At 75.0% G+C, this 13,521-nt stretch carries 7 protein-coding genes; 3 read left to right on the top strand and 4 right to left on the bottom strand.

Features of this window, described 5'->3' with window-relative positions:
- Positions 1–12: 12 nt before the first annotated feature.
- Together helR and ACZ6S8_RS23700 are read right to left on the bottom strand one after the other, a co-directional pair.
- Positions 13–2,196, bottom strand: coding sequence for an RNA polymerase recycling motor ATPase HelR (gene helR, locus ACZ6S8_RS23705; RefSeq protein WP_469459068.1), 2,184 nt, complete (start codon positions 2,194–2,196; stop codon positions 13–15).
- 317 nt (positions 2,197–2,513) lie between these two features.
- Positions 2,514–2,879 carry a YybH family protein gene (locus ACZ6S8_RS23700; protein WP_469458778.1) on the bottom strand — a complete coding sequence of 122 codons (366 nt, stop codon included), beginning with the start codon at positions 2,877–2,879 and terminating at the stop codon, positions 2,514–2,516.
- Positions 2,880–2,991: 112 nt separating this feature from the next.
- Here ACZ6S8_RS23700 and ACZ6S8_RS23695 point away from each other — a divergent pair, with 112 nt between their 5' ends.
- A complete protein-coding gene (locus tag ACZ6S8_RS23695) occupies positions 2,992–3,891 on the top strand; it encodes a LysR family transcriptional regulator (RefSeq protein WP_469458776.1) in 900 nt (299 codons plus the stop codon).
- A 28-nt stretch (positions 3,892–3,919) separates the two neighbouring features.
- On the opposite strand, the gene ACZ6S8_RS23690 is transcribed toward ACZ6S8_RS23695, so the two are convergent.
- Positions 3,920–6,475, bottom strand: a complete 2,556-nt coding sequence (locus tag ACZ6S8_RS23690; protein ID WP_469458774.1) for a discoidin domain-containing protein — start codon at positions 6,473–6,475, stop codon at positions 3,920–3,922.
- Positions 6,476–6,727: 252 nt separating this feature from the next.
- Between ACZ6S8_RS23690 and recQ the strand changes: the two genes are divergently transcribed.
- Complete coding sequence (gene recQ / locus ACZ6S8_RS23685) at positions 6,728–8,761, top strand: DNA helicase RecQ (protein ID WP_469458772.1); 2,034 nt, start codon at positions 6,728–6,730, stop codon at positions 8,759–8,761.
- A gap of 45 nt (positions 8,762–8,806) precedes the next feature.
- Here recQ and ACZ6S8_RS23680 read toward each other — a convergent pair whose 3' ends face one another.
- The gene (locus ACZ6S8_RS23680; protein ID WP_469458770.1) at positions 8,807–12,106 is read right to left on the bottom strand and encodes a right-handed parallel beta-helix repeat-containing protein; all 3,300 of its coding nucleotides are present in this window, start codon (positions 12,104–12,106) and stop codon (positions 8,807–8,809) included.
- Between the two features lie 196 nt (positions 12,107–12,302).
- Between ACZ6S8_RS23680 and ACZ6S8_RS23675 the strand changes: the two genes are divergently transcribed.
- The gene (locus tag ACZ6S8_RS23675) at positions 12,303–13,511 is read left to right on the top strand and encodes a S8 family serine peptidase (protein WP_469458768.1); all 1,209 of its coding nucleotides are present in this window, start codon (positions 12,303–12,305) and stop codon (positions 13,509–13,511) included.
- Positions 13,512–13,521: the final 10 nt, after the last annotated feature.

The raw sequence follows: 13,521 nt of genomic DNA, 5'->3' as shown, positions 1-13,521 counted from the left end.
CCGCGGCCGGGTTCAGGCGCTCCGGCTCGTGAGGACGACCAGCTGGCGGGTGGCGCGGGTCATCGCGACGTAGCGGTCGACGGCTCCCTCGATGCCGTCACCGAACGCCTGCGGGTCGACGAGGACGACCAGGTCGAATTCGAGCCCCTTCGACAGTTCCGGGGTCAGCGACCGGACGCGGGGCCGCCCGCCGAACGCGCCGTCGACGGCGCCTCCGGTGCCCCCGGCGCCGATGACGCAGGCGGTCCCCCCGGCGTGGGCGGCCAGCCAGGTGTCGAGGACCGCGTCCAGATCCGCGGCGGAGCCGTGCACCACGGGAACGCCGGCGCTCCGGACGGAAGTCGGCACGTTGGCGTCGGGCAGCGCGGCGCGGATGGCCGGCTCGGCCTCCGCCATGACCTCGTCCGGGGTGCGGTAGTTGATGCTCAGGGAGGCCACGGTGATCCGGTCGAGCCCGACCCGTTCGAGCCGTTCCTCCCACGACTCGGTGAACCCGTGCCGGGCCTGCGCGCGGTCGCCGACGACGGTGAAGCTGCGGGACGGGCAGCGCAGCAGCAGCATCTGCCACTCGGCGTCGGTCAGTTCCTGGGCCTCGTCCACGATGACGTGCGCGAACGGGCCGGCGAGCGGGTCCGGTTCGGCGCCCTCCCGCGCGCTGCGGTCGACCAGGGTGTCCTGGAGGTCCCGTCCGCGGAGCATCCCCACCGCGCCCTCGCTCTCGTCGATGAGGACGTTCTGCAGCATGCCGTCGATGGCGTCGGCCCTCCGGGCCCGCTCGGCGGCGACGGCGGCCTCGTCCGCCCGCCTGCGCAGGGACGCTCCCGGGTCGCCGAGGCGCTGCCGCGCCGCGTCCAGCAGCGGGAGGTCGGACACCGTCCAGGCGCGGGCGTCCGTGCGCTGCAGCCGGCGTACGTCGTCGGGGGCGAGCCCGGGAGCGCACTTGCGCAGGTAGGCGGGCACCGACCAGAGGTCTCCGACGAGGTCCCCCGCGTCGAGCATCGGCCACGCGCGGTTCAGGGTCCGGATCAGGTCGCGGTCCTCCAGGAGCGATCCGCGGAGCAGGTGGGGCGGGGCGTCGCTGTCGTCCTTGTCCACGAGGATCGTGAGGAGCTCCTCCAGGATCTGCTCGCGCGCCTCGTTGTGCGGCGTGCCCGGTTCCACCGCCTCGAAGGCCGCGGCCCAGTCGTCGGCGCCCAGCCACAGGTCGGACCAGTGGCTCGATACGGTCATCCCCTCGACGGGCGGCTCCTCGTAGAGGCCGACGGCCGGTTCGACCGCCTTCACGAGCTCCGCGGACGACTTCAGGCGGGCCACCTCCGGGTCGGTCTCGGCCGCCGCCCCGGCGCCCTCGGGGACGAGGTCGCGCAGGGTGCAGGTCCGCACGCCCTCCTCGCCCAGGCTGGGCAGGACGTCGGCGACGTAGGCCAGGTAGGGCTGGTGCGGGCCGACGAACAGGACGCCGCCCCGGCGGTGCCCGAGACGGGGGTCGGAGTACAGGAGGTGCGCGGCGCGGTGCAGGGCCACGACGGTCTTGCCCGTTCCCGGGCCGCCGTCGACGACGAGGGCGCCGCGGGACCCCGCCCGGATGACGGCGTCCTGGTCGGACTGGATGGTGGCGAGCACGTCGCGCATCCGGGCCGACCGGTTGCCGCCCAGGCTCGCGATGAACGCGGACTGGTCGTCGAGCGCCGCGTGGCCCTCCAGCCCGTCGGCGGTGAACACCTCGTCCCAGTAGTCGACGATCCGGCCGCGGGTCCACCGGTACCTGCGGCGGCTCGTCAGGCCCGCCGGGCGGGCGTGGGTCGCCGCGAAGAACGGCTCGGCCGCGGGGGAGCGCCAGTCGAGCAGCAGCCGCCGCCCCGCGCTGTCCGTGAGGCCGAGCCGTCCGATGTACACGGGCTCGGGGTCGTCCGCGCGTACGAAGTGCCCCAGGCACAGGTCCAGGCCGAAGCGCCGCAGGGTGCGCAGCCGGCCGGTCAGCCGGTGGATCTCGGAGTCCCGGTCCATCGCCGCCCGGCCGATGCCGCCGGGGGCCCGGCGCGCGGCGTCGAGGTGGTCCGCCAGCTCGGCGATCGACTGCTCCAGGCTCCGCGCGATCGCGGCGAAGTGCCGTTCGTCGGCGTCGATCAGGGCGGGGTCGGCCTTGCCGGAGAGGTTGTCGGGCAGGTCGAACGCGCTGGTGGTCACGGGGCCCACCGCCCCGGCGTCGCCGTACGACCCGTCGGCGGACAAAAGCTCTCGCACGTCGTGTATCTCCCATTCCTGCAGGTTCCGGCCTCGGCCCGCGATTCTGCCCCGGGACCGGGGCCTTGCCGCAAGCCCCCCACCGCGCTATAACTTGAGAGTGGCGAGGAGTGCCGACACCTCCCGCCCTTCCCGTCCTTCCGGACGGACCACCCCCTTCGCAGGTCAACAGGCCATCGGTCGTTGCGTTTTCACCGCCCTGCGTTCCGCGTGCCCGCGCCGTCGCCCCCACCGTGGTCCACGGCCTGCCGGCCTGCCGGCCCGCGGGGTCAGGACGCGGGGCGGGTGAACTCGGGCTGGTCGAGGAGGCGCAGCCAGCTGCCGTCGGGCTGGCGCCGGACGACCTGCGCCCGGGCCCCGGACCCGTCCTTCGGCGGGGTCGAGGTGAGGGCGATGCCGTCGCCGGCCAGGGTCGGAAGCGGCTCCTCCGGCTCGAAGCGGGGGCGGTCGGCGAGCACCTTCTCCCACAGTGCGCGGATCGCCTCGCGGCCCACGGTCCGCTCGCCCGGCGGGTAGGCCAGCACGGCGTCCTCCTCGTACAGCGCGGCGACTCCGGCCGCGTCGCCGGCGTTGGACCGCTCGACGAACAGGCGGGTGATGTCCTCGGGGCGCATGGCCTTCTCGTACTCCGGCACGACTGCCTCCTGGGGTCGGGATCACGGGATCGTTCTTCGGTCCCTCCCAGGGTGGTCCGCGGGCCATCAGAAGTCCAACAGCTGGTTCTACTGGCAACTAGAATCACCGCTCATGGAGCTGAGGCAGTTGGAATACTTCGTCGCGGTCGCCGAGGAACGGAACTTCACCCGGGCCGCCGAGCGGGTCCGCATCAGCCAGTCCGGCGTCAGCGCCCAGATCCGCCGGCTGGAACGCGAGCTCGGTGCCGACCTGTTCGACCGGTCGGCGCGGACCGTCACCCTGACCGTCGCGGGGAAGGCGGCCCTCGGGCACGCCCGCGCCGCGCTCGCCGCGGCCGGGGCGGTGGCGCAGGCGGTGGGGGAGGTCGCCGAGCTGATCCGGGGCCGGCTCACGGTCGGCATGGTCACCGGCTGCACCGTCACGCCGCTCTTCGAGGCGCTCGCCGCGTTCCACCGGGCGCACCCCGGCGTGGAGCTCTCGCTGCTGGAGGACACCTCCGACCGGCTCGTCGAGGCGGTCCGGGACGGCGCCGTCGACCTGGCCCTCGTCGGGACCGCGACGGCCGCGCCCGAGGGCCTGGAAGCGCTGACGATCATCAGTGAGCGGCTCGTCGCGGCCGTCGCGCCCGGTCACCCGCTGGGGGACCGGCGCCGGGTCCGCCTGCGGGACGTCACCGCCCACCCGGTCGTGTGCATGCCGCCGGGTACCGGCCTGCGGACGGTGTTCGACCGCGCCTGCGCCGCCCGGGGGCTGCACCCCGCGATCGCCCTGCAGGCCAGCGCCGCCGACGCCATCGCCGACCTCGCGGCCCGCGGGCTCGGCGTCGCGGTCCTCAGCGACTCCATGGCGGCGGCCTACGGCGACCGGCTCACCGCCCGGACCATCGAGGACGTCGACGCACCGGCCCTGCTGGCCCTGGTGTGGCGGGCGGCGCCCGGTCCGGCCGTGCGCGAGCTGCTCGCGCACGGCCGCCGGGCCTTCGCCGCCGGGCCCGGACCCGGTCCCGCCTGACGGGGCGCCCCGTGGTGGCCGGCGCGGGTCAGGAGACGGTGATGAACCGGGCGATGCTCGGTACCCCCTGGGCGTCGAGGGCGAAGAGCATGTACGTCCCCGGCAGGACCACGCCCGGGTCGGCGGGCAGGGACACCGTGTACGCCCCGGGCCCCGTGGCGGTGGACACGAGGGGGACCCGCCGCTGGTCGTTGTCGGTGGAGTGGGTGGCGGCCGCGGCCCGCATGAGGACGAACGACGCCACCGGCGCCTGGGTGCTCACCGCGAGCGACGCCCCGGGAGCGGCCCGTGAGGGCACGCCGCCGGTGATCACCGGCCGCGGCTTCGGCGAACCGTCCGCGTTCAGCAGGTACGGCGGGGTGAAGACGGCCCCGTCCGGGTGGTTGGTCGCGCAGTCGCCGCACAGGCCCCCGCCGCCGGAGAAGATCCGCCCGTCGGGCAGCAGGTTGGCCACGCTGTGGTAGTTGCGCGGTACGGCCATGGTGGCGAGCGGGGTGAAGGCTCCGGTCGACGGGTCCCACAGCTCGGGGGTCAGGACCGAGGTCGCGTCGCTGAACGGCACCGGGAAGGACTGTCCGCCGAAGACAGCCACCTTGCCGTCGGGCAGGACGACGCTGTTGCTGAATCCGCGGGCGTGCTCCATGTCCCCGGTACGGGCGGACCGGACCTGGCCGTCGGCCGCGACGCCCACGGTGTAGGCGCGCGGGGTGGCGGGGGTCTTCTCGTACGCGGGCGAGCCGCCCAGGGTGAGCAGCTTGCCGATGTCGTAGGCCACGCCGTTGCCGGTCATCGCGTCCGGGCTGTCGGAGCGCGGACCGGCGCCGGTGATGCTGCCCGCGCCGGTCGTCGAGATCCAGTTCATCTGCTTGCTCGGGCCGAACTGCAGGACCTTGCCGCCCGACGTGGCGTGGAGCCACATGTGGTTGTCGGCGCGGTAGGGGCCGGCCGGGTCGGCCGTCTGCGCCGGGGAGGCGGGGACGCCCGGCAGCGTCCGCCAGGTACGGGTGCCGGGAGACCAGACCTCACCGGCCTTGTCGCCCGCGGCGCCGCTCCAGGATCCGCCCAGGACGAAGGCCTCACCGGTGGAGAGGAGCGTCATCGCCTGGTACCCGCGGGCGATGTTCATGTTCGTGGTGGCGGACCACTGGTCGGTGGCCGGGTCGTAGATGCTCGCCTTCTCCGCGTTGCTGCCGCCGGTGACCAGCACCCGGCCGTCGGCCAGCATGGCTATGCCGGGACAGAACATGTCGTGGCCGGTGTTGTCGATGCGCCGCTGCGTGACCTTCCCCGTCTTCAGGTCCAGGATCGCGGTCTGGGTGTAGCCGTTGCTGCCGCCGAAGCGGTCGACCGCGTACGCCGACCAGGCCAGCAGCTTGTCACCGGGCAGGGCGGCGGTGGCGACGGGAACCAGCGGGAAGCCGGTGATCCGGTCCCAGGCCCCGTGCGCGGCCGGGCTGGCCGGCCCGCTCAGCCGTATCTCCGCGGCGGACGTCCACGGGCCGCGACCGCCGGCCTCGCCGGTCACCGTCAGGCGTACGAAGCGGGCGGTCTCGGCCCGCGTGAAGGTGGCCGTCTTGACGGTGTCGTCGTCCCGCCAGGTGCCGGAGGCGACCGGCGCGCCGAAGACGGAGCCGTCGGTGCTGGTGGTGACGGCGTACGCCCCGGCCCGGCCGTTGGGCCCGTCCGGCCGGGGGTGGTAGACGAGCGCGGACACGGTGGCCGTGCGGTGCATGTCGAGCGTGATGCTGTGGGGCAGCGGGGTCGCGGTGCCGCTCCACTTGCTGTGCCAGATGGTGTCGGGGTCGCCGTCGAGGACGCGGGCCGCGCGGCCGTTCTCGCCGGTGGTCTCCTCGTCGCTCGCGGTCGCCGTCCATCCGGTCCGGGCCAGGTCGACGGTGGCGGCCGGGGTGCCGGGGTCGCCCAGCAGGTTGATCTCGGCCGCGGAAGTCCACGGTCCGCGGGCGCCGGCCTCGGTGAGGGCCGTCAGCCGGACGAACCGGGCCCCCTGCGGGGCGAACCCGAGGGTCTTGGCGCTGCCGTCGTCGGCGAGGGTTCCGGTGGCCACCGGGTTCCCCCAGCTCTGACCGTCCGCGCTGACGCTGAGGGCGTACTCGCCGACGCGCCCGTTGGCCCCGTTCGGCCGGGGCCGGTAGACGAGACCGGAGACGACCGCCGTGCGGTGCATGTCGACGGTGATGCTGTGGGGCAGGGGGGCCGCGGTGCCGCTCCACCTGCTGTGCCAGATGGTGTCGGGGTCGCCGTCGAGGACGCGGGCCGCGCGGCCGTTCTCGCCGGCGGTCTCCTCGTCGCTCGCCGTCGCCGTCCACCCGGTCCGGTCGAGCAGGGGGGCCGCCGGCTCCATCGCGTTCGCCGGGGCGATGCCGTGGTGCGGCGACTGCGCGGCCGGCCGCTGCTCGACGGGGGCGGGTACGGGCCGGGGCGCCGCCGCGCGGCCGGCCGCCGCCTGGCTCGTGACCCCGAGCCACGGCGTCAGCCCGAGCAGCAGGGAGCCGAGGCCGAAGGCGATGAGCAGGTGGGACCGCCGTAACGCGCGGATGACGGCGGGGGAGCGCCTGGACTGCAATCTGACCTCCTGGAACGGGCGGGTGCGGCCCGTAGAACATAGGTCAGAGGGGGGTGAACTCGTCCTGAATCAACAAGAGTTGGCGTGAAACGGAAAGGCCAGCCGACGGCGCCCCCGGAGCTCCGCTGCGGCGCCGGCGGGCGGCGCCCCGACCGGCCGCGCCGGTTCCGGGGCGGAAAGCGGGCGGGGCGGTCGTCCACAGGCCCGGGCGGACGGCGCCGGGGTGTCGGCGGGTGCCGTTAGGCTTCGAGGATGGCCCTTCCGGACGCTTCCCCCGATACCTCCGATGCTCTGCAGGTGCTGCACCGCGTCTTCGGATACAGCTCCTTCCGCGGTGAGCAGCAGGAGATCATCGAGCAGGTCGTCGGCGGCGGCGACGCCCTCGTCCTCATGCCGACCGGCGGCGGAAAGTCGCTCTGCTACCAGATCCCCGCGCTCGTCAGAGACGGCACGGGCGTCGTGATCTCCCCGCTCATCGCCCTGATGCAGGACCAGGTGAACGCGCTCACCGCCCTCGGGGTACGGGCCGGATTCCTCAATTCGACACAGGAGTCGCACGAGCGGCAGGCGGTCGAGAGGGCGTTCCTCGCCGACGAGCTCGACCTGCTCTACCTGGCGCCCGAGCGGCTGCGCACCGAGAGCGCGCAGCGGCTGCTCGACCGCGGCAAGGTGTCGCTGTTCGCGATCGACGAGGCACACTGCGTCGCCCAGTGGGGTCACGACTTCCGGCCCGACTACCTCGCGCTGTCCATGCTGCACGAGCGCTGGCCGAAGGTGCCGCGGATCGCGCTGACCGCGACGGCCACCGAGGCCACCCACGCCGAGATCGTGACGCGGCTCGGCCTGGAGGACGCCCGGCACTTCGTCGCCAGCTTCGACCGGCCGAACATCCAGTACCGCATCGCCCCGAAGAACAAACCGCTGGAGCAGCTGCTGGAGCTGATCCGCACCGAGCACGACGGCGACGCCGGAGTCGTCTACTGCCTCTCGCGGGCCTCGGTGGAGAAGACCGCCGCCTTCCTGGTGGAGCGGGGCATCGACGCCGTGGCCTACCACGCCGGGATGGACGCCCGCGTGCGGGCGGCGAACCAGGCGCGCTTCCTCCGGGACGAAGGGGTCGTGGTCGTCGCCACCATCGCCTTCGGCATGGGCATCGACAAGCCGGACGTCCGCTTCGTCGCCCACCTCGACCTGCCGAAATCGGTCGAGGGCTACTACCAGGAGACCGGCCGCGCCGGCCGTGACGGCGAGCCGGCCACGGCCTGGCTGGCCTACGGCCTGCAGGACGTGGTCCAGCAGCGCAAGCTCATCGAGGGCTCCGAGGGCGACGACGCCCGCCGCCGGTCCCTGGGCATGCACCTGGACGCCATGCTCGCGCTGTGCGAGACGGTCGACTGCCGCCGGACCCGGCTGCTCGCCTACTTCGGGCAGTCCGGCGAACCGTGCGGCAACTGCGACACCTGCCTGGCTCCGGCCGAGTCCTGGGACGGGACGGTCGCGGCGCAGAAACTGCTGTCCACCGTGTGGAGGCTGGCGAACGAGCGGCGGCAGAAGTTCGGCGCCGGCCAGATCATCGACATCCTCCAGGGCAAGAAGACGGCCAAGGTCATCCAGTTCGACCACGACGGACTCTCCGTGTTCGGCATCGGGGCGGACCTGAGCACCGCGGAGTGGCGGGGGGTCGTGCGCCAGCTCCTGGCGCAGCGGCTGCTGGCCGTCGAGGGCGACTACGGGACGCTCGTGCTGACGGAGGACAGCGGCGAGGTGCTGGGAGGCCGCCGCACCGTCCAGATGCGCAAGGAGAAGGCGGCCGCCGCCCCGTCCCGGAAGGAGTCCGGGTCGCGCTCCGGGAAGGGCGCCCGCGTGCCGGTCGACCTGCCGGCCGGGGCCGAGCCGGTGTTCCTGGCCCTCCGCGCCTGGCGGGCCGCGACGGCGCGCGAGCAGGGAGTGCCGGCGTACGTCGTCTTCCACGACGCGACGCTGCGGGAGATCGCGACGCGGCTCCCCGCCACGGTGGAGGAGCTGGGCACGATCGGCGGGGTCGGCGAGGCCAAGCTGACCAAGTACGCGCAGGGCGTCCTCGACACCCTGGCGCAGTGCGACCCCGCCGGGCCCGCGGCCGCGCCCGCCGCCGCGCCCGCCGGGTCCGCCCCCGCGCCGTCGGCCCCGGCCGGTCGTGCGGCGGCCGCCGCGGCGGCCGCGCCGGTGGCGGAGTCGGAGGCGCCGGACGAGGAGGAGCCGCCGTACGACCTGGACGAGCCGGCGCCCTGGGACGACTGGCAGTAGCGGCGCCACCGCGGCGTCCCGGGGCTCCGGGGCGCCGCGGTGCCGTCAGACCCGGGTCGGCCGGGAATCCGGCAGGTCCTCCGGCAGCAGCAGCCGCAGGTCCTCCAGGCCGGGAGCCGCCAACGACCCCAGGCGGCGGGCCTGTTGCGTCATCATCTCCTCCACCAGACGGCGGCCCGTCCGGGCGTTGCCGAAGGTACGGTCGCGCGGCAGCGCGGCCACGTACGCGTACACCGCGTCCACGGTCGGCGGCGGGCAGTCGTACCCCGAGTCGGCCGCCTGCGCGGTGATGATCCCCACCAGCTCCTCGGCGGTGTAGTCCTCGAACTCGACCGTGCGGGTGAAGCGCGAGGTCAGACCCGGGTTGGAGTCCAGGAAGCGGCGCATCTCGGCCGTGTATCCGGCGGCGATGACCACGATCTCGTCCCGGTGGTCCTCCATCAGCTTGAGCAGCGTCTCCACCGCCTCACGGCCGAAGTCCGACGGCGATCCCTCCGGGGTCAGCGTGTACGCCTCGTCGATGAACAGCACGCCGCCCAGGGCGCGTTCGAAGACCTCTTTGGTGAGCTGCGCGGTGTGGCCGACGTACCGGCCTACGAGGTCGGCGCGGGCCACCTCCACCAACTGGCCCTTGGGCAGCACCCCGAGGGAGTGCAGGATGTCCGCGTACAGCCGGGCCACGGTCGTCTTGCCGGTGCCGGGAGGGCCGGAGAACACCAGGTGCTGGCTGATCCTCGGAGCGGGCAGACCGGCGGCCCGGCGCTGCCGGGCGGTGGCGAGCAGGTGCACCTGGTCGGTCACCGCGCGCTTCACCGCGGAGAGTCCGATCATCCCCTCCAGCCGGCCGAGCAGTTCCTCGGAGCTGCCGGCCGCCCGTTCCGCGTCGCCCCGGTCGACGGCCACGTCCTCGGGCAGCAGCAGCGACAGGTCGCTCTCGGCCGGGTCCTGCATCGAGCCCAGCCGGAACGCCTGCCGGTCCACCATCTCCTCGAACACCCGGCGCGCCGCACGGCCGTTGCCGAAGGCGGCGCCCTTCTCCATCCGGCCGTAGTGCCCGGCGAGGGCGTCCAGGGTGCGCGGGTCCAGCGTGTAGTGGTGGCCCTCGCACATCCGCTCGGTGATGGTGACCAGTTCCTCCACCGAGTAGTTCGCGAAGTCGATGGTGCGGGTGAACCGGGACGCCAGCCCGGGGTTGGAGTCGAGGAAGGCGGCCATCTCGTCGGTGTAGCCGGCCGCGATCACCACCACCTCGTCGCGGTGGTCCTCCATGAGCTTGAGGAGCGTGTCGATGGCCTCCCGGCCGAAGTCGGCGCCCCCGCCCTTGCCGTCGGACAGCAGCGTGTACGCCTCGTCCAGGAACAGCACCCCGCCGAGGGCCTCCTTGAACGCCTCGGTGGTCTTGATCGCCGTACCGCCGATGACCTGGGCGACCAGATCGGCCCGGGACACCTCCACCAGGTGGCCGGAGCGCAGCACGCCCAGCTCGGTGAGGATGCCGCCGTACAGCCGGGCGACGGTGGTCTTGCCGGTGCCGGGAGGTCCCGAGAACACCAGGTGGCGGCTCATCGGGGGCATCGGCATGCCGAGCCGGGCCCGGCGCTGCGCGAGCTGGTTGAGGTTGACCAGGGTCCGCACCTGGTGCTTCACGTCGCCCAGGCCGATCAGCGACTCCAGTTCCTCCAGCGGGCCGCGCGGCGCCGCCCGGGACGGTCCGCGCGCGTCCCCGGGGCCTCCGGCGCCGGCGCCCCACGCGTCGGGCGCGCCGTTCCCCGCGCTGATCAGGTCCTCGACGGCGAGCCGGTCCCCGGCGCGGGTCTGCTTCAGGCCCGCGCCCCGGTTGTCGCGCACGGCGCAGCCGGTCACGGTGACGGGCTCGGCGCTGTCCACCCGGATGCCGTCGCCGAGGCTCCCGGCGGCCAGACAGGCGTCGAGGGCGAGCCGGGCGCCGTCGGAGGCCATCACGCCGTGCGCGCCCGAGTCGGTGATCTCCGTACGCAGGGCCGACAGTTCGCCGCCCTTGTCCACCCCGATGCCGGCGGCGCCGCAGGAGTGCACCCGGCAGTCCCGTACGGTGCCGAGTCCGTCCGCGCCGACCCGGATGCCCGTGTCCGCGGCGGCGCGGACGGCGCTGTCCCGCAGGTGCGGATTGCCGCCGCCGGCGATCCGCACCCCGCAGGCACCGGCGCCGTCGATCTCGCAGTGCTCCAGCCGTCCGCGCCCGTCGTCCACGACCTCCACGCCGTGGCCGCGGGCCGAGGTGACGCGGGCGTGCCGCAGCAGGGGGTTGCCTCCGCCGCGTATCAGGATCCCGGTACCGGCCGCGTCCGAGACGTGCAGGCGGTCGAACTCGGCCACCGAGTTCTCGTCCAGCACGACGGCGCCCTGCGGGTCGGCGCAGTCCCGCACGGTGGTGTCGGTCAGCGAGGGGGCGCTGGAGCCGATGACCCGGATCGCCGGGCCCCCGGCCGTGTCGAACTCGCACTCCCGGAACACGCCGCGGGACCGCTCGGTGACCGCGAGGCCGATCCCCTTGGTCCGCGCGGTGCGGCAGCGCACCAGCTCCGGGGCGGCGCCGGAGGCCACCACGATGCCCGGACCGGCGGTGTCGCTGACGGTGACCTCCTCCAGCACCGGCCGGGAGTCGCTCGTCACGTACACGCCGACCGCCGCGCCGTGGATACGGGTGCGCAGCACGCGGGTGGCGCTGCTGCCCTCCAACGCCAGGGCGGGCTTCTCCGTGCCGGTGATCTCGCAGTCCTCCACCAGGCCCTGCGCCTCGCCGTTGGCGAGCACCCCGTTGCCCCGGGCGTCGCGGATGCGGCAGTCGCGCACGGTGGTGCGGGCCTCCTCGCCGATGACGACGCCGGAGGTGCCGAGGTTCTCGATGACGCACCCGGCCACCACCGATCCGGTCGGCGCGGTGTCGACCACGCCGGCCCCGACCGGGTTGCTGATCCGGCAGTCCCGCATCGCGAGGGACCCGGTCTCGCGGGCCAGCAGGGCCGTCCAGCCGGAGCCGACGACGGTACAGCCGTCCATGGCGACCTGGCCGCGCACGGCGTCCACCACGGGTACGTCCTCCGAGCCGCCGCGCAGCGTGAGGTCGCTCAGCATCACGGCGTCGGCGACCAGGGACAGCGCGCTGCCGCGACGGGGGCAGATCTCGACGCTGCCGCGCTCGCCGTCGGCGACGATGGTGACCCGGTTGCGGACCGTCAGGTTCTCCGGGTATCGGCCCGGCCGCACCCGGATCACCGCTCCGGTGCGGGCCTGTGCCAAGGCCTCACCGATGGTCCGGAACCCCTGCGGCTCCTCCGGGCTGACGGTGAGCAACTGCCGTGACACGCTGGTCCTCCTCGCTCCGACGCCGTCTCCGCCCCCCGCGGGGGCGTCGCGGCGCACTCCTTGCAGGCTACGTGAGGGGGACCGTGATCTACCAGGTGGAACAGGGCAGTTCACGCCGCGCCCGCGTGACGCGGGCCGAATTCGGCCCGGCTGCCCGCACGTTGCCGATCCGGGGGCACCGCCTAGGATGCGCGTCATGAGACACGCGCCTTCCCGTGCACCCGCCTCGGCGGCGGCGCTGGCCGCGGTGGTGCTCTCCGCGGCCTGGCCGGTGCCCGCGGCGGCGGCCGACCCCATCACCCTGCCCGTGGTCCGCACCGCCCTGGAGCCGGGAGAACCCTGCGCCGCGGCCTCCGGGCAGGTCGCCGCGGTGGAGCCCTGGACGGTACGGGCGCTCGGCCTGGCGCGTGCCCGGCGGGTCTCCGAGGGCGCGGGGGTGACCGTCGCGGTGGTCGGCACCGGCGTGGGCGGCGGGGTTCCGGCGCTGGCCGGCCGGGTCCGCCACATCGGCCCCGCGGCCCTGGACTGCGTGGGCCACGGCAGCTTCGCCGCCGGGCTGATCGCCGGCGCGCCGCTCCCCGGGGTGGGCGCGGTGGGCGTGGCGCCCGCGGCCGGCGTCCTCGCGGTCCGGGGCACCGACGAACGGGGCGCCACCACGCCCGAGTCGCTGGCCGCGGCGATCCGCACGGCCGCCGACGAGGGCGCCGGGGTGGTCTACGTCGGGTCGGCGCTCCCCACCGGTGACACGGTGCTCACCGCGGCCGTCGCCCACGCCACCGCACGGGACGCCCTGGTCGTCGCCCCCTTCGCGCCCGACGCGCTCCCGGACACGGGCGGCCCGACACCGGCGCCCGCGCAGCCCTGGTACTGGCCGGCGGCCGCCCCGGCCGCGCTGTCCGTCATGGACTACGGCCCCGGCGGCGGACGCCCCGACCGCGCGCCGACGGCCGTCGGCGCCGACCTGGCGGCCCCCGGTGACTCGGTGGTCGGCCCCGGACCGCAGGGCGGCGGCCACTACCTCGGCTCGGGCTCCTCGCTGGCCGCCGCCCACGTGGCCGGGGCGGCCGCACTGGTCCGCTCCCGCCACCCGGAGCTGACGGCGGCCGAGGTGCACGACCGGCTCATCGCCTCCGGCTATCCGGAGGCGCCGCCGCGGCTGGACCCGTACGCCGCGCTGACGGCCGTACTGACCGACCCCGCCGGACCGGTCCCGCGCCCGGAGCCCGCCCGGGTGCCGGACCCGGCTCCGGCGGCGCCGCGGGAGCGGGCCCTGGTCATCGCCGCCGCGGGGGGCGGCCTGGTGCTGCTGGTGGCCGCCGCCGCGGTGGTCGTCCCCCGGGGCCGGGCCCGCCGCTGGCGCCCCCCGTCCCGGGAGCCGGGCGCGTCCGGCACGGCCCCGGACTGACGGCGGGTCC

The organism is Streptomyces sp. NPDC048461 (assembly GCF_055587105.1).
Note: the sequence above shows the minus strand (reverse complement) of the source record. Positions and strands in the feature narration are given on the sequence as shown.